The sequence below is a fragment of the Glutamicibacter sp. B1 genome (genome assembly GCF_039602135.1).
GTDB classification, from domain to species: domain Bacteria; phylum Actinomycetota; class Actinomycetes; order Actinomycetales; family Micrococcaceae; genus Glutamicibacter; species Glutamicibacter ectropisis.
Genome location: NZ_CP125942.1, coordinates 3,025,132 through 3,044,585, shown reverse-complemented (window position 1 = coordinate 3,044,585; position 19,454 = coordinate 3,025,132). Strand labels below are relative to the sequence as shown.

Here is a 19,454-nt window from a genome sequence, read left to right as displayed (position 1 = left end):
CGTTTTGAGTGCTACTCGCTGTTCATATACCGCAGATTGCATTTATTGCGGGCAAGATCCCACATTCTTGCCCATTTTCGTTCGGTAATCGAGAAACGGAGATTCCATAAGACTTCACATCCGGTCGGTTCCTTGTTCACCTACTGGTTAGAACCGGGAAGTTCAATGAAATGAATAGCAGCAGACCGCGGGGAGGGATCGATGAAGCCACTAACAATCATTCATCTGAGCGACACGCATCTGCGCCCTGAAGGTCAGCTGCTCCATGGAAATATCGACTCCTGGGGGCGAACGGCCCAGGCCCTGCGAGCAGCAAAAAACTTCTCACCGGATGCCATCGTGGTGACCGGAGATATTGCAGACCGGGGCGCGCCGATCCATCCAGTAGCCGCCGCGATGTTCAACGATATCCAAGAAGAATTTGGATGCCCGGTGATCAGTATTCCGGGCAATCATGATCCTTCGGGAAGTGTTGGACCAGAGTTTAATACCCAACGTTTATCGACCGGGCCCTACCCAGCAAATACCGTGCATGAGATCGTGGGCTTGCGGATTATTGGGCTGGACAGCGCGGGCTTTCAACTGGCGCAAGGCGAGGTGGATGAGGCGCAGCTATCGTGGTTGCGATCATTGCTCACCGTGCCAGCACCGCTGGGATCACTCTTGCTGTTACACCACCCGCCGGTGGAAGCTACCAGTTCGGTACGAGCCGGACGAGGCCTCAAAGATCCGATGGCCTTGGCAGCAATCACCGCTGGTACCGACATTCGTGCGATCCTCTGCGGGCACTACCACCAGGCCACAACAAGCCTGTTGATCAATACTCCGGTGTTTATGGCACCGGCAGGTTCCTACAACATGAATCCTTTTGCTCCCGATGAAATCCTCGCAGAATCCGGATCAGGATTTGCGGTACTTCAACTGGGGCAAGACGCAATGAATTGGTTCGTTGCTTATAGCGACCAAGTCATGAGCACAACACAGGGTGCAGGGCACCCAAGATCGGTGCGCGGCCAACAGACCGCCAACTGATTAATAGCAAAACTTCGCACCCAAGATCAGGATCTTGCGGTGCACGCATGAAAGAAGAAGACGATGAGTGAACAGAAAATTGTATTAGTCCGCCATGGCCAAACCGAATGGAACAAGGCTGGCCGCTTGCACGGACGCAGTGACCTGCCGATGAATGACACCGGCGTGCGCCAAGCTCAACAGCTGGCAATTGACCTGTCAATTCAGGGACCATGGGCAGCGGTATATTCTTCCCCGTTGTTCCGTGCACTGCAGACAGCACAAATTATCGCCAACGGTATTGGCACCCGTGCATTGTATGAGAATCCCGAACTTATGGAGCAGGACTTTGGTGACTGGGAAGGCAAGCTGGTGGGGCATCCGGCCGATGAACAGCGCCAACTGAACATTGCTTCTGGAGAAACCGAACAGCATCTGGTTGAACGTGCAGTCAACGCGTTGTTCAAGATTTGCCAGCAGCATCCGGGCGGGAACGTTCTGGTGGTCAGCCATGGAGCACTGATCAGCTCCGTGCTCAGCGCATTGACCGAAGAAGCAGATCCGCGGGTTGCTAACGGAAGCTACCGTGAACTGGATTCGCAGTTACTTATCAACTACGTCTCCCGCGAACCGCTCTGGCACTAATATTCGCTAACTAATGAACCCGTTGGCCCCCGCAATGCGAGGGGTCAACGGGTTCATTAGTTGGACATGTGACTAGCTATATCTGCCAGTCGGAATCGTGTTTACCACCAGGTTGATCCGGTGACGGTCACGGTCGGCTTCCCATCGCTCCAATCAATGGTTCCCGAGAAGCTACGATCGAATTCCTCTTCGCTGTAGTCGATGTATTCGGTGTCATTACGCTGATACTTGAACGTCGCCTCGGAGCTCTTGAAAGAGTCCATGCCTTCAAGAGTTACCTCCGATGCTTGGGTCTTCACGGAGAAGGACTTCAAATCCTTATCCTGAAGCTCGCTGGGGCACCCCTCATTCAGGTTAGTTGGCACCGTGACGCAGGCAGTTGCAAACTCGTGCACCGCATCCAGTGCGAGTTCTGAAAGCTTGCCGGTCACCGTGGTGGTCAGCGTGACCGCTGCTTCCATATCATCGGGATGGTTAGCACGCAGTTCTTGAGCATCGACCTGAAGGTAATCAGTGTTTGCCGCCGAAACGGTGTAAATGCCGGGATAGACGTAGAAGTCACCACTGAAAGAAGAGCCAGAATCACCAAAGTAGGACTCTGCTTCAGAAAGGTGAACCGCTGACTTTCCAACGGTGACATCCGAAACCTGATCGGCGGAGATCTTCACTGGTACTAGTAGCGGTTCATTCAGATCCCACGTATCAAGCAAACCGTATTCTTTGTCCCCGCGGTCCACGGTGAAGACCTTCTCATGCTGTTCGCCATTGATGGCGTAAGTGGCTCGCACCGATGCGCCATGATTTGCCTTCGACAGCTGCTTAACATCGATGACTTCCAGACGCTGCTTGGCACCAGCCAGCACGTCATCGGTGAGTAGGGCACGCGACGCATTGTCGATTCCAGGATCCACCATTTCTGCTGCTTTTTCAGCCTTGCCGTCAGCAAGAAGATCGAGGTACTGCTCAACCTGTGCCTCGGGCTTGCGCTGAGAATTCAGGTAAGCCACCGCACCAAATCCCAGACCAACGAGAACTGCCAAGCCTAGAACACCAAAGCCAACAGCCTTGGCTTTCTTCTTGGAGGATTCTGAGGCAGGCTGAAGCGCCGGAGCCTCATTGACAGCCGTGGATGCTGAAGCGGTAGCCGAAGCTGCAGGCAGCACGGTGGTGTTCTGCTCGGCAGTAGCCGTCGGCATGGTTGTGGTGGGAGCAGCTTCGGGTGCGCGGGTTGCCTCAGTGGTAGGGGTCGTCGCCGGTACCACCGGAGCCTGAGACTGGCCAGAGATCCAGCGTTCTGCAGCGGGCTTGCCACCCAAAATTCCAAGGAGCGCCGGAGCATATCGGTAAACCTGAATCGGCAGAATTTCTGCGAGTACTGAAACGATCGCAGCACCGATGGCCAAGAAAATCACGGAGTACCAAGTGATGCCAAATGAAACACCTGCTGACATCTCACCCATTCCATTTGCGGTGATGTTGCCACCCAAAGATATGCTCGTCAGCCACGCAAGAATCATCCACAGAACCAAGGAGATGACTGGCAATTGCCAGGTTCGTTGCCAATTGATGCGTTCGGTACGAGTGCGCTGCACGCCGATCCTAATAGCAACCGCAAGAATCAATACAACGGTGAGAACGAGCAGCCAAGCACCCTTGCCATCGGCGAAATCCCATAGTCGATAGACCGAGGTGGGGATGGAATCTCCAGTGAATTCTTCCAACGCGGAGGCTACGCCAGAAACATTAGGAGCTAGAGCCCCGAGGAAAGCCAATGCTCCGAGGTAGGTGCCCAGGGTTCCCAACAAAGGGATCAACATGAGCGAGAAACTCCACGGCATGTCTTCGTCTTTATTGACTAGTGCCACGATGATCCCGACTACGGCAAAGAGTGTCAGTACGCTGACAATCAGGGTGATTGATTCGCGGGCCCCGTTCATTAACGGTGATTCGGAGCCGACGCGTTGCGGTGCCGTTGCAATGAATTGCGAGAAGAAAACGGTCAAGAGAACTGTAAAGAAGACGCCAGCATATCGTGGCGAAATTGTTGCGCTCAAGAAGCCCATTGACTCCATGGACAATTTGCCAAAGAGGGAAATAATCAAGAGGGCCAGTGCAATGACCATTGCGTGCAGCCCGGAGGTTACTGCGGCACTCTTCCAGCCACCCTTACGCACCCCACGGTTGAGCTTGCGCACCAGCAGGTAGTTCACCGCGCAAATGGCGAGAATCACAGTTATAGAAACCAGCGATAGTGCTAGCTGTGCTTCCCCGGAGAATCCAAATCCTCCGCCGGCACCAAAAATTTTAGGCCGCCGCCGAGCACTGCGCTGAAGAGCAGAATAAAAGCCTTGAACGAATTGATTTGGGAGGCCAGGCCCAAATCCGAGTCGGAGTAGCTACTGGTGCTGGAGCCGTTAGCCGAACTAGCCAGCGGAATCAGGAAACACAGGGCAAGGACGACACCGATAACGGCGATGCTCGCTGCTTGGAATCCGAGTAGTTTGAGGCTGGCTGGAGACTTGAGTTCCAGGACCGCATCCGTCAACTTTTTCAGCTGAGGATTTTGCCCAGCGGCGGGCAAGGACGTAGAGGGAGGTTTTGGAGGCGTTTGTGGCGCCTTTGATTCTTCCGGTTGTTGCAAATTATCCAAGGTTGTTCCTGACGTGGTGCGATGATGAATGTTTATTGGCTAAATTTTTCAATTTAATGTCGATCGAGTTGAAATTTGGCCTACAAATTTCATATCACAGAAGCAGGACAGGATGGCTGGGAGCTCGAAACTATGACGGGAATCAGTCCCGGAAATGATGCCTTTGTTACGTCAAGAACTCTGGGCATAAAAAGGCCGGGACCAGTCTCCGATGAGGAGCGCTGATCCCGGCGAGGATGCCGGTAGGTAATTAGAGTGAGCGAAGCACGACCGAGGTGCCCTGACCGCCACCACCACAAATACCAATGGCGCCGAGCGATCCTGCAGGCATCTGCTCTAACTGGCGAGCCAGAGTTCCAATAATGCGTGCACCCGAAGCGCCGATGGGGTGGCCCAAGGCGGTAGCTCCACCGTGGGGGTTCACGATTTCTTCATCCAGACCCAGTACCTTTGCCGACTGAACAACCACCGCGGCAAAGGCTTCATTGATTTCTACCGCCTTCAAGTCTTCGGCCTTAGCGCCGGCCTTTTGCAGTGCGGCGGCGATGGCGTTCGATGGTTGCTCGTGCAAAGTGCGGTCTGGGCCAGCGACAAACGCATGTGAGAGAACTTCAGCCAGCGCGGTGAGCCCCAAGCGTTCGATCGCAGCATCGCTGGCCAGAACCAGAGCCGCGGCACCGTCGGTGATTTGTGAGGAGTTTCCGGCGGTAATGCTGCCATCCTTAGCGAATGCAGGACGCAGTGCGGATAGAGAATCAACGGTAGTTGAATCGCGAATTCCATCGTCTTCGGAATACGTAGTCTCACCCTTACGAGTGGTAATGGTGAAAGGAGCAATCTCTCCTGCTGTGAAATCACGAGATGCCGCAGCGCGCTGATGCGAGGCAGCTGCCACCTTGTCCTGCTCCTCGCGGGTGAGTGATAACTTCACGTTGTGCTCTTCGGTGGAAACGCCCATTGAACGTTTCTCCGCGGCATCGGTCAAACCGTCGTATTCCAAGGTGTCAATCAATTCAATGGCACCGTATTTTGTTCCGGCTCGCGCACGCTGGACGTGCGGGGCCAAGGACATTGATTCTTGCCCGATAGCCACAACGATTTCGGCTTCGCCACTATTGATGAGTCGGGTGCCGGCAACCACGGCTTCCGCGCCAGAAAGGCACACTGCGTTGAGGGTGATCGCTGGAACGTTCAGTGGAATGCCTGCCCCGACGGCCGACTGTCGGGCAGGGTTCTGACCTGCACCACCTTGAAGCACTTGGCCTGCGAAGACGTGCTGGACCTCGGTCGGGTCAACGCCAGCACGCTCCAGGGCCGCCTTGGCAGCATGAGCACCGAGCTCAGTGGCTGGAACGCTGGCGAACACGCCATTAAATTTCACAAATGGCGTGCGGGCGTAGCCTACGATTTTGACGCTCATGCTTTCAGATCCTCCAGGATGTCGATGGCAAATTCTGCTGCCGTGATTTCTTTAATGGTTTCTACACTTTCGCCCGGGGCCACAGCACGCAAAGTGAGCTGTCCTTGTTCAATGTCGAACACGGCGCGATCGGTAATGATTCGGTCGACAACACCAACACCGGTGAGCGGCAAGTCGCAGGATTCTACAATCTTGCTCGTACCGTCTTTGGCGGTGTGGTCGGTGAGGACGATGACTCGGGGAGTGCCGGCAACAAGGTCCATGGCGCCGCCCATGCCTTTGACGAGCTTGCCAGGGATGGTCCAGTTGGCCAGATCCCCATTGGCGGCCACCTGTAGGGCACCGAGGATAGCGGTTTGCACGTGACCGCCACGGATCATGCCGAAGGAGGTCGCTGAATCAAAGAAGCTACCGCCAGGCAGAATGGTCACCGTCTGCTTGCCAGCGTTGATCAGGTCAGCGTCCTCGTCCCCTTCATAGGGGAAGGGGCCCATGCCAAGTAGTCCGTTTTCGCTTTGTAGCTTCACCGAAACGCCCTCGGGAAGGTTGTTAGCTACAAGGGTGGGGATGCCGATTCCGAGGTTCACATACTGACCGTCGGTTAGTTCACTGGCGGCGATGGCCGCCATCTCATCACGGGTCCACATCTCTAGGCCTCCTGACGGCTACGTACGGTGCGTTGTTCGATGTCCTTGACAGCATCGGCCTGCACCAGAGTTTGTACAAAAATGCCCGGGGTCTCAACCAAAGACGGATCGAGGTAGTCATCAAGGATGTGCTCGGCTTCAGCGAAAGTGTGCCGACCAGACATGGCCACCAGTGGGTTGAAGTTTTTAGAAGTCATCCGATAGCGCAGGTTGCCTTCGGTATCGGCCTGGTAAGCCTTAACCAAGGCGATGTCTGCAAAAATGCCGCGCTCTAAGATGGCCGGTTTGCCGTTGAATTCCATGACTTCTTTGCCTTCAGCCACCGGGGTGCCAACACCGGTTGGAGTGAAGAAAGCGGGGATGCCTACGCCGCCGGCACGCAAGCGTTCAGCGAGGGTTCCTTGAGGACAGAATTCCACGTCCAAGTCCCCATCGAGGAACTGTTGCGCGAATAGTTTGTTCTCACCTACATAGGAAGCCAAAACCTTGGAAACCTGTCGGTTTTCCAAGAGCAGGCCTAAACCTTTGCCATCGACGCCCATATTGTTGGACACGATGGTGAGGTTGGTAGCTTTTGAATCTCTCACGGCGGTGATCAGCCTGTTGGGGATCCCGGAGAGGCCAAAGCCTCCTACGGCGATGGTCATGCCATCTTTGATCACTGCGGCTAGTTCAGCTGCCGCGTCATCTCGAAACTTCGTTGTCATCGATATCTCCCTGCGTCCACTATGTGGAGTGCGGATGTGTCTTACTCCCAAGGTACGTAGTCGCAGATGAGCATTCAATAGTGATCAGGGCTTTGCCTGTGTATTGGTCGGATGGTGAAGAAAATTCTAGATAGCGTCCATAATATGAACGCTTCTGCCTTCATCTAAACGACGTCAAATTCATTGCCTTCAGGATCCGACATGCACACCGCAAAATGATCCATTTCGGCTCGATCCATCACGTGACGAATTTGCGCACCCAGAGCTACCAAACGCTCAGACTCCTGTGAGACTCGTGCCTTCCGCGTTTCAAAATCGACCCCTCGACCACCGCCCACACGAAGGTCAATGTGGAGTCGATTCTTGATGCTCTTTCGCTCCGGAACCTGCTGGAACCACCAGCGTGGGCCGTGTCCAAGTGGATCGATGATGGACTCTGGTAGTTCTCCCGCTTCTGGTTCCAGCTCTTCGGCCGGCACTCCCATGGCTTGCCAATATGTGTGCCACGTTGCATGCGGGGCTGGAGGTGGCTCAGGAATGTAGTGCAAGGCTTGGGACCAGAACGCCACCATCGTTTGCGGATCTGTACAGTCAACGACCAATTGCCAAGAAGTATCCATGCCCCACAGTATGCTCCCTTACACGGACACATACCGTTGAATGAACAAGCATCGTCCATAATATGGTCATGAGTAATTTACCGGCCGGAGCCCAAGTTGTTGGTCGGCTCGCCGCTGTACTTCGAACCGTGAGCACCTCCATGCCAGAGGGCATCACGACTACTGAGGTGGCTCGCGCGACTTCACTAGCGCGACCCACCGTGCACCGGTTGTTATCGGCACTGGTGACCGAAGGTTTCTGCGACCACGAGCACCGCACCGGCAAATGGCTGCTGGGGCCCGAGCTATATCTCATGGGAGCAGTAGCTGCTGAACGCTACGACATTAGTGAACTTGCCCGAGAGCACGTGACTGCGTTGGCTGAAGCCACCGGTGAAAGCGCCTTTCTCTCCGCAAGGCGTTCAGATGAAACCGTCTGCTTACTCCGGCAAGACGGCGCCTTCCCGATTCGTTCCTTTGTGCTGTACGAAGGTCGGCGATTCCCCTTGGGTGTGGCCTCGGCAGGTATGGCAATTTTGGCCTTCCTCCCTGAAGAAAGCATGAAACGCTATCTAGCTAACAGCTCGTTGGAAGCCGAATACGGACCGGCCCACAGTGCCAAGGAACTCAAGAAAAAAGTAGCTGAAACCAGGAAGCTTGGTTATGCAGTGAACCCTGGGCTGATTGTTGAAGGTAGTTGGGGGATGGGAGCTGCCGTCTTTGATAGTTCTGGACAACCTGCCTGGGCGTTGAGCCTGACCGGCATTCACACCAGGTTCGAAGCTGAGCGAAGAAAAGAACTCGGTGAACTGCTGCTACATCATGCTCATGAACTGTCGACCAAGCTCGTTAAGCGTTCCTCTCCAGTGGCGCGTCAGTGAACGCTTGGCGCATTGATAGAAACCTGAGGTAGTCTCTCTTCGGCGGAAACACCGACAGGCAGGACCGTCACCGCGACGCACAACAAGCATTAAGGAACGGTAGATTTGGTCCTCATCCCGGCTGGAATCAGTACGCCACAGATCATGATCGATGTGGTCCAACTGGAAAAGAACATCGACAAAATGGCTCACCGGGTGGCCAGCCAAGGTCTGAAACTACGTCCGCACGCCAAAACGCACAAGATGCCAGAGGTTGCCAGTCGTCAACTAGAGGCCGGTGCCGTGGGCCTGACCGTGGCCACCGTGGGTGAAGCGCTGAGCTTTGCCCTGCAAGGTGTGGCAAAAATCTTTATTGCCTATCCTCTGTGGGTCGATGAATCTCAGGCACAACGAATCCAAGAATTGATCAAACGTGCCAAGCTCAGTATCGGTGTGGACTCGGTGCAAGCTGTCGAGCAGATGGCTCGGATGCTCGGAGCCCAGGCATCGAAGATTCGCCTCATGATTGAAATTGATAGTGGACATCATCGAAGTGGCGTCAGTCCCCGAGATGCTTTGGCTATTGCTGAGTCGGCCCGCGATAGTGGAATGCGAGTCCAGGGTGTCTTTACTTTTCCAGGTCATAGCTATGACCCGGACGGTATCGACAAGGCCGTCAACGATGAGCATAAAGCTCTGGCTGAAGCTACTCGATTCCTGCGCGAGGCTGGATTCTCAATCAAGAGAATTAGTGGCGGTTCATCTCCTACCGCAGCACTCAGTGATAATTCAGTGCTCACCGAAGTGCGTCCCGGCGTTTATGTCTTTGGAGATGCCCAGCAGTTTGAACTGGGGCGAATTGGTTTTGATGAAATTGCCTTGAGCGTGGCCGCCACCGTGGTGAGTCGCCATGAGGGCAACGACCAGATCCCGCGCCGAATCGTCGTGGATGCAGGAAGCAAAATTCTTGGCGGTGACCGCCCTGCATGGGCCAGTGGTTACGGCCGAATTCTTGAATGCCCCGAAGCTCGGATTAGCGCCCTGTCGGAGCATCACGCTACCGTGACGTGGCCAGAAAACCTTGAATTGCCAGCTCATGGCACGCAGCTACAGGTGATTCCGAATCACGTGTGCCAAGCAGTCAACCTGGTGGATTCGGTACTTGCCGTGAACGCCGACGGAAGTTCCGAGCAATGGGATGTCGCAGCCCGCGGATTAAATTTCTGATTGCTGAATTGGCCTTTGACCTCTAAGAAGTAAAGCACGAAAGGTGTGGGATGAAAGATTCTTATCTTCAATAAACATCATGTGATGTTTATATGTTAGGCTGAATACATGATCAAGCCATACGCCACCGTCGCTACCGGATACACGGTCTACTCCGATGTCGAATTCATGAACTTTCCCGCCGGGGAAGCGCACTTCAAGATTGGTTCGGCTGCCCAAGAGCAGACTCCAAGCCACATCATCATCACCGGTACCGACGCCAACGACTACATGCGTGCCGGCCTATGGATTGACTACGCACACCAACACGGGCACAAGGTCAGCGCAGTGATCCCATACCTGCCAGCAGCCCGCGCCGACCGCGGCGAACCATTTGGGGCCAAGGTCTACGCCAACATGATCAACTCACTCGAAGCAGACCAAGTGATCTGTTTTGACCCGCATTCCCCGGTGATCACCACCCTGATCAATAACCTCACCATCATTGATCCAGCCGATTCCCTAGCAAAATGGCTGCAGCTTTTTGGCCAGCGCTACGACGGCATCATCGCCCCTGATGCGGGAGCCGTGGACCGTGCGACTAAAGCAGCCAAGACGTTTGGAGTGCCGTTGTACAAGGCCGGCAAGAAACGAGACTTCGAAACCGGAAAACTCACCGGATTCCACTGCGAAGAACTTCCGGCAGATGGGCACTACCTAGTTGTGGACGACATCTGTGATGGCGGAGGAACCTTCAGAGGCATGGCCGCAGCTACCGGGCTAGCCAAAGAAAACCTCGACCTCTGGGTCAGTCACGGAGTATTTTCGGGTGCCGCCGGTGAACTGACCAAACACTACGGGAAGATCTTCACCACCGACTCCCACCCAGGCCACAACAACCCCGAGGTCAACGCCAGCGTTCTGCCGATCGCCTCAATCATCCCGGCCTACCTCTAATCTTCTTACCGCGAAATTTCCAGGAGAGATCATGAACTTGCTCGCCCCCACCATCACCGCACCATCGGTCACCGCGCCACTATTCCTCACCGATTGCTACAAACTGGGCCACAAAGCGCTCTACCCACAAGGCACCACCACGGTCTACTCGAACTACACCAACCGTGCCTCACGCATTGAAGGAGTGGATCACGTGGTGCACTTCGGACTCCAAGCATTCATCCAGTCCTACTGCGTTGAAGCCTTTGCACCCTTCTTTGCCGCCAGCGAGGAAGAAGCCATCAACGAGTACGAAGAAACCCTGGTCAACGTGCTCGGACCAGAACACGGCATCGACACCAGCCACATCCGTGCCCTACACCAGCTGGGCTACCTGCCATTGATCTTCCGCTCATTGCCAGAAGGCACCCGCGTGCCCTTGCGAGTACCAAGCTTCACCGTGGAAAACACCCTTCCGGACTTCTTCTGGCTGACCAACTACATCGAAACGGTGCTCTCGGCAGAAATCTGGCAGGCATCAACCTCGGCAACTACCGCAGATACTTACCGACAATTGCTCAACGCAGCCGCCGAACGCACCGGCGGCGACCTTGGCGCAGTCAACTGGCAATTACACGACTTCAGCTTCCGTGGCATGGGCGGTGCCCACGCGGCGGCCATGTCCGGGGCGGGGCACCTGCTCTCGTTCACCGGCTCGGATTCGCTGGCCACTATCGACTGGGTGAAGCGCTACTACCCATCCCTTCCAGGCAGCGAAAATGGCCAGATCCTCGGCTCCATCCCAGCAACAGAACACTCGGTGATGTGTGCGGGGATTGCCCACGACAATGAACTGGCAACCTTCAACCGCATCCTAGATCAGCACCCTGCCGGGAATGTGTCGGTCGTTTCGGACACCATGGACTTCTGGAGCGTGCTCGGCCAAATCCTTCCAACACTCAAGAACCGGATAATGGCCCGCGAAGGCAAACTCGTGATCCGACCCGATTCCGGAGACCCCGCAGATATCATCTGCGGCACCCGTAGCAATCAGGAACTGGCGCTCACCGCGGAAGGAAAAACCCCAGAGAATGACCCGGCCTACTTTGGTGCGGTTCAGCTCTTGTGGGATGTTTTCGGTGGCACCATCAATGCGGCAGGCTATAAAGAACTGGATCCACACATCGGACTGATCTATGGGGACTCCATCACTCCCGCACGGGCCAGGGACATTACCGAGCGTCTAGAGCTAGCAGGGTTCGCTGCATCAAACATTGTCTTTGGCGTCGGCTCGTACACCTACCAGTACGTCACCCGTGACACTTTCTCATCGGCAGTCAAAGCCACCTGGGCACAGATTGACGGTGAAGGCTATAACCTGCTCAAAGACCCGGTCACCGATTCGGGGATGAAAAAGTCAGCCACCGGACGCTTGGCAGTAAAGCGCGACGAGCACGGTGAGCTGTATCTGGTGGAACGAGCCAGCGAGCACGATGAAGCAGAGTCGTTGCTGCAGCCAGTGTGGAAGGATGGTCAGTTTGTGAAGGTTCAGTCCTTCAAGGACGTTCGCACCGTTTTGGGCAACATCGCCTAGATGCCTGGTACTTCAGTGTGCGTCGACGGCACCTAAGATGGGAGACATGCCTAACCAGCCACTCATCTCTATCGATGCCGTACCGCTAATTGTCGTGGATGACGCACTGCATGTAGTCACAGCGCAACGCGAGTGGGATCCCTACGCCGGGCAACATGCGTTGCCCGGCGTACTACTCAACGCTCATGAAAGGCTCCGTGAAGCGGTGGCCCGTGCATTGGCAGATAAAGCCGGAGTGAGCGAAGACGTCACCCCGGAACTAGTCGCGGTTTTTGATGACTTTGAACGTGATGAGCGTGGCCCCACGCTGTCCATGGCTCACCTGGTGATCCTAGGTACCTTGCCGCAAGATCCGAGAATCAAAGCCGAGCCGCTGACGGCATTGCCAACGCTTCCCTTTGACCACAATGCCATCATCGCCCGTGCCGCCGGCATGCTGCTGGACTCCTTGTGGGTCAACCTTCCACTGACCCGGTGCCTGTTGGGCGAGCAATTCACCACCGCTGATGTCGTGGCCAGAATGAAGGAGCTCGCGGCAGCTGCTTCACGGCCCGAACCGGTAGTGAATAATGTGGGCCGGGCTCTGGCCTCAAACAAGGCCGTGCAGAAATTGCCGGCGATTGCGGTGGGCACAGGACGGCCACCGGCGAGCTGGAAATGGGTTTAACCTGTCCTGCCACGCGAAAAATAATCGCATTGCTACCGACGCGTAGGGCATGATGGGAGCTATGGAGAAAAGCGCTGCGCCCGCATGGGTGGCTAACTATCAGCCAGGTGTCCCATCGGAGATTGTCCTGCCCACCGAACCGCTGAGTCGCATGTTCGAAAACTCTGTGGCCCAAGCCGGCCAGAGCCCAGCCGCAGAATTTTTTGGGCGACGCACTAGCTATGCGCAGCTCGGCGAACAGGTAGCGCAGGCGGCCGAAGGGCTGCGCGCCCTCGGGGTCAAAGCCGGGGACCGCGTCGCGTTGATCCTGCCGAACTGCCCACAACATGTGGTGGCCTTTTATGCAGTCCTGCGCCTAGGAGCGGTGGTGGTGGAACATAATCCGCTGTACACCTCCCGGGAGTTGCGTCACCAGTTTGAAGACCATCAGGCACGCGTCGCGATCGTGTGGGACAAGGTCGTGGCAACCTTGCAAGAATTCCCCAAGGACGTACAACTTGATGCCATCGTGGCAGTGAACCTGCTTGATGCCTTCCCACCGCTCAAGCGCATGGCACTGAACCTGCCGGTGAAGAAGCTTCGCGACACCAAGGCCTCGCTGACCACCCGCACCTCGGGAACCACATCGTGGAAAGACCTGCTCGCCGGCGGCCCGCTGGATGCCAACCATCCGCACCCAGATGTTGATGATCTAGCGGTCATCCAATACACCTCCGGCACCACCGGGCACCCCAAGGGAGCCATGCTCACCCACTTCAACCTGTATTCCAACGCATTACAGGGCGAAGCATGGATGCTCGGCGCCAAAGAACGCGAGGAAATCCTCTACGCAATCCTGCCCATGTTCCATGCTTTTGGCATGACCCTGTATCTGACTTTCGGCGTGAAAAAGCAGGGACTGCTGGTCCTCTTCCCGAAGTTTGATGCACAGATGATCTTAGATGCCTGGAAGAAATCACCGGCTACGGTGTACTGCGCTGTGCCACCAATTTACGAACGGACCGCGCTGGCAGCCAAGGAGCGTGGCCTGTCGCTCAAGAGCGCCAAATTCTGTATTTCCGGGGCGATGAACTTGCCTGACCACGTGGTTGAGCTGTGGGAATCCATGTCTGGCGGACTGCTCGTTGAAGGCTATGGCATGACCGAATCCTCCCCGGTGGCACTGGGCAATCCCTTCCACCCCAGCCGCCGCACCGGAACCATCGGCGTACCCTTCCCCTCAACGTTGATGAAGGTTGTCGAAGTTGATGATCCAACCAAGGAAGTAGCCCCGGGTGAAGCCGGCGAACTGCTGATCAAGGGTCCTCAGGTGTTCCAGGGTTATTGGAATAACCCCGAAGAAACAGCAAAAACAAAGACCGAAGACGGGTGGTTGCGTTCGGGCGATGTGGTCACCGTTGATCAGGACGGGTTCACTCAGGTGGTAGACCGGGCCAAGGAACTGATCATTACCGGTGGTTTCAACGTCTCGCCCACCGAAGTGGAAATAGCTTTGCGTCAGCATGCGGATGTGGTTGATGCAGCGGTCTTCGGTAAGCCTTTGGCTCGTGGTGGTGAAATGGTGGTGGCCGCGGTGCAGTTGGAACCAGGAGCCGAACTCAATGAGGACGCACTTCGCGCGCATTGTCGTGAGCTGCTCGCTGCTTACAAGGTGCCCAAGCGTGTGGTTCAGGTGGAAGAGTTGCCACGCTCGTTGCTCGGTAAGATCTTGCGCAAACAGGTCAAGGATGAGCTGACCGACAGTGTCTAGGCGGCCAGCGCTCGGAGGTTAGCGGTGGGTATGAACCCCGCAATAGTGTTGCAGTATCCATTCACCGGCCGTTGGCTCGTGCAAAACAGTCCTGCAAATCGAGTACCCAGCCACGGGACTAACCTATTTGCCTCGTCCTTAGCCATTGATTTTGTCCCGGTCTATGAGCATGGACGAACCGCTCCGGTGGCCATCGGGACCTGGCTGGGCATGGAGGATTCAGCATGCTTTCCCGGTTTCGGGACGCCCATTCTGGCGCCGTGCGTCGGGACAGTTATTGCCGCGGACGATTCGATGCCGGACCATAAAGCCCATCGCGGACTTGCCTCGGTTAGCTACGCGCTGACCCAACGCCAGCGGCTCGCCCAGGGATGGCAGGGGCTCGCCGGGAACCATGTGATGATTCAAGCCAATGGTGCGATCATCGTGCTGTGCCACCTACAACAGGGCAGCATTACAGTCGAGTTCGGGGACGCGGTTGCCCCAGGCCAGGTTCTGGGACGTTGCGGTAATTCCGGGAACAGCACCGAACCGCATGTGCATGTGCAAGGAATTGACCGCCTTCCGGTGCAATCAGCCAAGGCGGTGCCCCTGCTATTCGCCGGCAAGCTACCGCGCAACGGGCAGATTCTCCAGATACCCGGTACCGGTGTCTAGTTCAGAATCAGGACCTGTTGGTTCAGAGCGGAAAAGCCGGGAAGACCGGTGCCCCGGTGCGCCGGCCCAACTCGTCCAGCTGCCAGCCCATGCGCTTGACAAACCGGAAGGTCACCGAGCTCTCTGAGAGGGACAGCCCCTCGATGCGCTCGACGACCTGCCGTTCGATCTCGAAGATCTCCTGCGGTGACTGCACCCACAGCACGAACGTGAAGTTGGTAGCCCCGGTGGTCGATGCGCAGTATCGCAGATCCGGAAAGCCACGTAGCGCCCGGGCTGCGGCATCATGCAGCGTGGGCGGCAGCCAGCAGAACCATTGGCAACTGATTGGCTGCCCGACCAGCGACGGGGCCACGTCGCAACGTAGCGACACCCGCGGATCGGACAGGATCCGGTTCAGCCTCCGGGACACCGTGCTCGGGTGCAAATTTAGTTCCTCTGCAATGTCGCTGACGCTGGCCCGTCCATCGCGCACAAGTAGCGGCAGCAACTGTTCATCCCCCTGGCGCATTCCCGGGCCTTCCGCCTCGGAGGACCGTTCATAAGGCCGCAGCGCCCGGACAGTCGCGTCATTGAGGACGTTGAGCCGCCATTCATGGCCAGCGAAGTGCGTGCGGGTGCACAGGATGGTTTCCTGGCGGGCGAGCCCTTCCAGCGCGGCGATGCGCGGCTGGATGTGCTGCATAAGATCCTCGATATCGGGCGCAAGCACCGTGAGGATGCTGTCCCAATGACGGGCCGGGACCTCGATCGATACGACCTCGGGAATTTGTGTGAGTCGTTTCAACAGCGCCTGCTGTGCCCCGGGTTCGGCTAGTTGCGCAATGAAGGCAGTCACCCCGGCGCCGCTAGATCCGAACGGAACCGCGGTGCACCAGGCCAGTCCCTGTTCGGACATTTCCTCCCAGCGCTGGGCCAGGGCCGCGGGGGACCGGTGAAGCGCGCCACCCAGAGCACGCCAGGACGCGCGCGGGGCGATTTGCAGAGCCTGGATCAGTTCGCGGTCTTCGGCGAGGGTCATTTTCAGGGCCTTTAATTGCATGCATGAATGCGACTTGTTTTTGATATTTTCTGCAACGATACCGGACATTAACCCATAATTTGATCAATGTTGACGGATTTCTTTGGATAGGAATGCACGTTTGAACGCGCACCTATACTGATCTGGGCAGAATTTGACGTCAAAGGAACGTGACATGGAATACCTCAGGGAAGCAACGGAGATCGAGACGGAGATCGTGGCGCTACGCCACGAACTGCACCGCCATCCGGAGGTTGGATTGCACCTTCCCGGTACTCAGCAGCGCCTGCTGGCGGAGCTGACCAAGCTGCCGCTGGAAATCACGCTGGGCAACACTTCCTCTGCGATCACCGCCGTGCTGCGCGGCGGGGCAGCACCCGAGGGCGATGTCCCGGCGGTGCTGCTACGCGGGGATATGGATGGTCTGCCGGTGGCCGAGGAAACTGGTCTTGGGTTCGCATCGGAGAATCCGCAGGCCATGCATGCCTGTGGCCACGATGCTCACATGGCCATGGTGCTGGGTGCCGCCCGGTTGCTGAGCGCCCGGCGCGAGCATCTGTCCGGGGATGTGGTCTTTATGTTCCAGCCCGGTGAGGAGGGCAGCGACGGCGCACGCCACATGATCGATGAAGGCGTGCTCGACGCAGCAGGACCACGGGTCTCCGCGGCCTACGCGCTGCATGTTTTCTCCGCCCGCATCCCGCAGGGGCACTTCGTGGTGCGCAAAGGGCCGATCATGAGTGCCTCAGACACCGTGATCTTCACCGTCAAGGGCCGTGGCGGCCACGGCTCGGCCCCGCAACGCGCTGTGGACCCGGTGCCTGCCGCGGCGACCATGGTCCTGGCGCTACAGAGCATGGTTACCAGGCGCTTCGACTCCTTCGATCCGGTGGTGCTGTCTGTCGGCATGATCCGCGGCGGAGACATCGAGAACGTAATCCCCGACTCCGTGGAAATCCGCGCTACCGTGCGCACCTTCAGTGCGCACAACCGCGAGCTGATGCACACCGCCATCCCGGAAGTGCTGCACGGGGTGGCTGCCGCGCATGGAGTCACGGTCGATCTCGACTACAACCTGCTCTATCCGGTCACCATGAACGATCCAGCTGAAGCCGAATTCGCCGCGACGACCGCCGGTGAACTGTTCGGCCAGGACCGGGTGGTCGACGCCGAGCACCCGCTCAGCGCCTCGGAAGACTTTTCCAAGGTCCTGGAGCAGGTGCCGGGGGTCTTCATTCCGCTGGGTGCGACCCCGCGGGGCGCCGACGTGGACCAGCTGCCGGACAATCATTCTCCGCAGGCAACCTTTGCGGACGACATACTCAAGGACGGGGCCGCCCTGCTGGCGACCCTAGCACATCGCAAGTTCGCCGGGTTAGCCTCGGCGCGCATCACTCAGGAAGAAGCCACCAGATGAGTACCTCTTCAACCCCGGCTGTGGGCGGGCAGACCGTCGGACGCGACCGCCGCACCACGCGCAAGAACCTGCTTGGCATCGGCATGGGCAACCTGCTGGAGTGGTATGACTGGAATGTCTATGCCTCTTTCGCCGTCTATATCGCCGCACACGGCTTCAACAACGAAGACAAGACCTCGGCGCTGCTCGCGGCGTTGGGTGTCTTCGCGGTGGGCTTCATTGCCCGTCCCTTCGGTGGCTTCGTCTTCGGCTGGATCGGTGACCGCAAGGGCCGCAAATTTTCCATGACCCTGGCGATCCTGCTCGCCTCGCTGGGCAGCGCGGCCATCGCGCTGATGCCCAACTACCAAAGCGTGGGGATCTGGTCCTCGATAATGCTGCTGGTCGCTCGTCTGGTTCAGGGCCTGGCCCATGGCGGAGAGCTGCCCTCCTCTCAGGTCTTCCTCTCCGAGGTGGCTCCGAGCAAGCGCCGCGGTCTGTGGTCCAGCTGGATCTACGTCTCCGGTACCGCGGGCATCCTCGTTGGAGTATTGATGGCAGCGGTGCTGAACATGACGCTGTCCGCACAACAGCTTGATGCTTTCGGCTGGCGCATCCCGTTCGCGCTGGGCGCGCTCGCCGGGCTGTACACCCTGTACCTGCGCCGCAGCATGGAAGAGCCCGAGGCTTTCAAACAGGTGGCCGAGCAGAAGCCTGAACAGCGCCGGGGCATCGTCGCCCAGGTGTGGGAACACCGCCGATCCGCGCTTCAGGTCATCGGCATGACCGTGGGTGTGACCGTTGCCTACTACGCGTGGGCCATCAACGCCCCGACCTTCGCCAACACCCAGCTGGGCATGGACCGCGGTCTAACCCTCTGGGCAGGGGTGATCGGCAACATCGTGCTGATTGCCGCGTTGCCGCTGTGGGGCATGCTCTCCGATCGACTGGGCCGCAAGCCGGTGATGATCATCAGCGCTGCCGGAACGTTGGTGCTGTACTATCCGATCATCTGGTGGCAGCATAACGACTTCCTGGTGCTGGTGCTTAGCGTATCGATTATGTCGGCGATGCTGGCCGGCGCGTTGGCTATCATGCCCGCGCTGTTCTCCGAACTGTTCCCGCCGCAGGTGCGCACCTCCGGCATCGGGTTCCCCTACGCTTTCGCCGTGGCGGCGTTCGGCGGAACCGCGCCGTACGTGCAGACGCTTGCGTCTTCCGCCTCGTTCAATTTCTTCCCGGTCTATACCATGGCGCTGCTGGTGCTCTCCATTCTGACGGTGCTGAGCCTGCCCGAAACCAAGGGCAAGGACCTGAACGCGATGGCCGGATAGCGCCGGCCGTCGCGAGCGGCCCGCCAACCTCCGGAGAACCAATCTCGGGGGCTTGGCGGGCCCGCGTGCGTTAATGCTCGGCACGAAAATAGGTCTCAATCTCACCGGCAGCTGATCTCTGATCTCTGATCTTGTCGACGTACGAATTGCGCGCGGGATGACGCAGGATGATGTGGCTTCAGTACTTGGGGTGACCCGCCAACGCGTATCAAGAATGGAACAATACGATTCCAACCCGCGTCTAGAAACCATCAGACGGTATGCCAATGCAGTTGGTGCACGAATCGAATCGCAAGTCAGCATCGACGATGGGCACGAAAATCAGAGAGATGCCAAGATGGCAGGCTGAACTTG

19 protein-coding genes are annotated in these 19,454 nt (G+C 57.3%); 12 read left to right on the top strand and 7 right to left on the bottom strand.

Features of this window, described 5'->3' with window-relative positions:
- Positions 1–201 precede the first annotated feature (201 nt).
- Both QMQ05_RS14305 and QMQ05_RS14300 read left to right on the top strand, forming a co-directional pair.
- Positions 202–1,032 carry a metallophosphoesterase gene (locus tag QMQ05_RS14305; protein ID WP_345471071.1) on the top strand — a complete coding sequence of 277 codons (831 nt, stop codon included), beginning with the start codon at positions 202–204 and terminating at the stop codon, positions 1,030–1,032.
- Between the two features lie 63 nt (positions 1,033–1,095).
- Positions 1,096–1,656 (top strand): histidine phosphatase family protein, encoded by a 561-nt coding sequence (locus tag QMQ05_RS14300; protein ID WP_345471069.1) that lies wholly within the window; start codon positions 1,096–1,098, stop codon positions 1,654–1,656.
- A gap of 101 nt (positions 1,657–1,757) precedes the next feature.
- On the opposite strand, the gene QMQ05_RS14295 is transcribed toward QMQ05_RS14300, so the two are convergent.
- From QMQ05_RS14295 to QMQ05_RS14270, 6 genes are all read right to left on the bottom strand, one after another.
- Positions 1,758–3,887 (bottom strand): hypothetical protein, encoded by a 2,130-nt coding sequence (locus QMQ05_RS14295; RefSeq protein ID WP_345471067.1) that lies wholly within the window; start codon positions 3,885–3,887, stop codon positions 1,758–1,760.
- 23 nt (positions 3,888–3,910) lie between these two features.
- Positions 3,911–4,306 (bottom strand): hypothetical protein, encoded by a 396-nt coding sequence (locus tag QMQ05_RS14290; RefSeq protein WP_345471065.1) that lies wholly within the window; start codon positions 4,304–4,306, stop codon positions 3,911–3,913.
- Between the two features lie 250 nt (positions 4,307–4,556).
- Entirely contained in the window at positions 4,557–5,726 is a 1,170-nt protein-coding gene (locus QMQ05_RS14285) for an acetyl-CoA C-acyltransferase (protein ID WP_345471063.1), read from the bottom strand.
- A complete protein-coding gene (locus QMQ05_RS14280) occupies positions 5,723–6,373 on the bottom strand; it encodes a CoA transferase subunit B (protein WP_334121391.1) in 651 nt (216 codons plus the stop codon). The genes QMQ05_RS14285 and QMQ05_RS14280 overlap by 4 nt, the downstream gene beginning before the upstream one ends.
- A 2-nt stretch (positions 6,374–6,375) precedes the next feature.
- A complete protein-coding gene (locus QMQ05_RS14275; RefSeq protein ID WP_334121392.1) occupies positions 6,376–7,080 on the bottom strand; it encodes a CoA transferase subunit A in 705 nt (234 codons plus the stop codon).
- A 164-nt stretch (positions 7,081–7,244) separates the two neighbouring features.
- On the bottom strand, positions 7,245–7,700 hold the full coding sequence (locus QMQ05_RS14270) for a VOC family protein (RefSeq protein WP_345471059.1): 456 nt from the start codon (positions 7,698–7,700) through the stop codon (positions 7,245–7,247).
- A gap of 68 nt (positions 7,701–7,768) precedes the next feature.
- Between QMQ05_RS14270 and QMQ05_RS14265 the strand changes: the two genes are divergently transcribed.
- From QMQ05_RS14265 to QMQ05_RS14235, 7 genes are all read left to right on the top strand, one after another.
- On the top strand, positions 7,769–8,560 hold the full coding sequence (locus QMQ05_RS14265; RefSeq protein ID WP_345471057.1) for an IclR family transcriptional regulator: 792 nt from the start codon (positions 7,769–7,771) through the stop codon (positions 8,558–8,560).
- A gap of 105 nt (positions 8,561–8,665) precedes the next feature.
- On the top strand, positions 8,666–9,766 hold the full coding sequence (locus tag QMQ05_RS14260) for an alanine racemase (protein WP_345471055.1): 1,101 nt from the start codon (positions 8,666–8,668) through the stop codon (positions 9,764–9,766).
- A gap of 108 nt (positions 9,767–9,874) precedes the next feature.
- On the top strand, positions 9,875–10,702 hold the full coding sequence (locus QMQ05_RS14255; protein WP_345471054.1) for a phosphoribosyltransferase family protein: 828 nt from the start codon (positions 9,875–9,877) through the stop codon (positions 10,700–10,702).
- Between the two features lie 31 nt (positions 10,703–10,733).
- Positions 10,734–12,275, top strand: coding sequence for a nicotinate phosphoribosyltransferase (locus tag QMQ05_RS14250; protein WP_345471051.1), 1,542 nt, complete (start codon positions 10,734–10,736; stop codon positions 12,273–12,275).
- A 46-nt stretch (positions 12,276–12,321) separates the two neighbouring features.
- Positions 12,322–12,942 (top strand): NUDIX domain-containing protein, encoded by a 621-nt coding sequence (locus QMQ05_RS14245; RefSeq protein ID WP_345471049.1) that lies wholly within the window; start codon positions 12,322–12,324, stop codon positions 12,940–12,942.
- A 61-nt stretch (positions 12,943–13,003) separates the two neighbouring features.
- On the top strand, positions 13,004–14,692 hold the full coding sequence (locus QMQ05_RS14240; RefSeq protein ID WP_345471048.1) for a long-chain-fatty-acid--CoA ligase: 1,689 nt from the start codon (positions 13,004–13,006) through the stop codon (positions 14,690–14,692).
- 30 nt (positions 14,693–14,722) lie between these two features.
- Positions 14,723–15,349, top strand: a complete 627-nt coding sequence (locus tag QMQ05_RS14235) for a M23 family metallopeptidase (protein WP_345471046.1) — start codon at positions 14,723–14,725, stop codon at positions 15,347–15,349.
- A gap of 22 nt (positions 15,350–15,371) precedes the next feature.
- Here QMQ05_RS14235 and QMQ05_RS14230 read toward each other — a convergent pair whose 3' ends face one another.
- A complete protein-coding gene (locus tag QMQ05_RS14230; RefSeq protein WP_345471044.1) occupies positions 15,372–16,439 on the bottom strand; it encodes an Lrp/AsnC family transcriptional regulator in 1,068 nt (355 codons plus the stop codon).
- Positions 16,440–16,545: 106 nt separating this feature from the next.
- Between QMQ05_RS14230 and QMQ05_RS14225 the strand changes: the two genes are divergently transcribed.
- From QMQ05_RS14225 to QMQ05_RS16955, 3 genes are all read left to right on the top strand, one after another.
- Positions 16,546–17,787 carry a M20 metallopeptidase family protein gene (locus QMQ05_RS14225; protein WP_345471042.1) on the top strand — a complete coding sequence of 414 codons (1,242 nt, stop codon included), beginning with the start codon at positions 16,546–16,548 and terminating at the stop codon, positions 17,785–17,787.
- Entirely contained in the window at positions 17,784–19,100 is a 1,317-nt protein-coding gene (locus QMQ05_RS14220) for an MFS transporter (protein ID WP_345471040.1), read from the top strand. The genes QMQ05_RS14225 and QMQ05_RS14220 overlap by 4 nt, the downstream gene beginning before the upstream one ends.
- Before the next feature lie 157 nt (positions 19,101–19,257).
- Positions 19,258–19,449, top strand: coding sequence for a helix-turn-helix transcriptional regulator (locus tag QMQ05_RS16955; RefSeq protein WP_350340387.1), 192 nt, complete (start codon positions 19,258–19,260; stop codon positions 19,447–19,449).
- Positions 19,450–19,454: the final 5 nt, after the last annotated feature.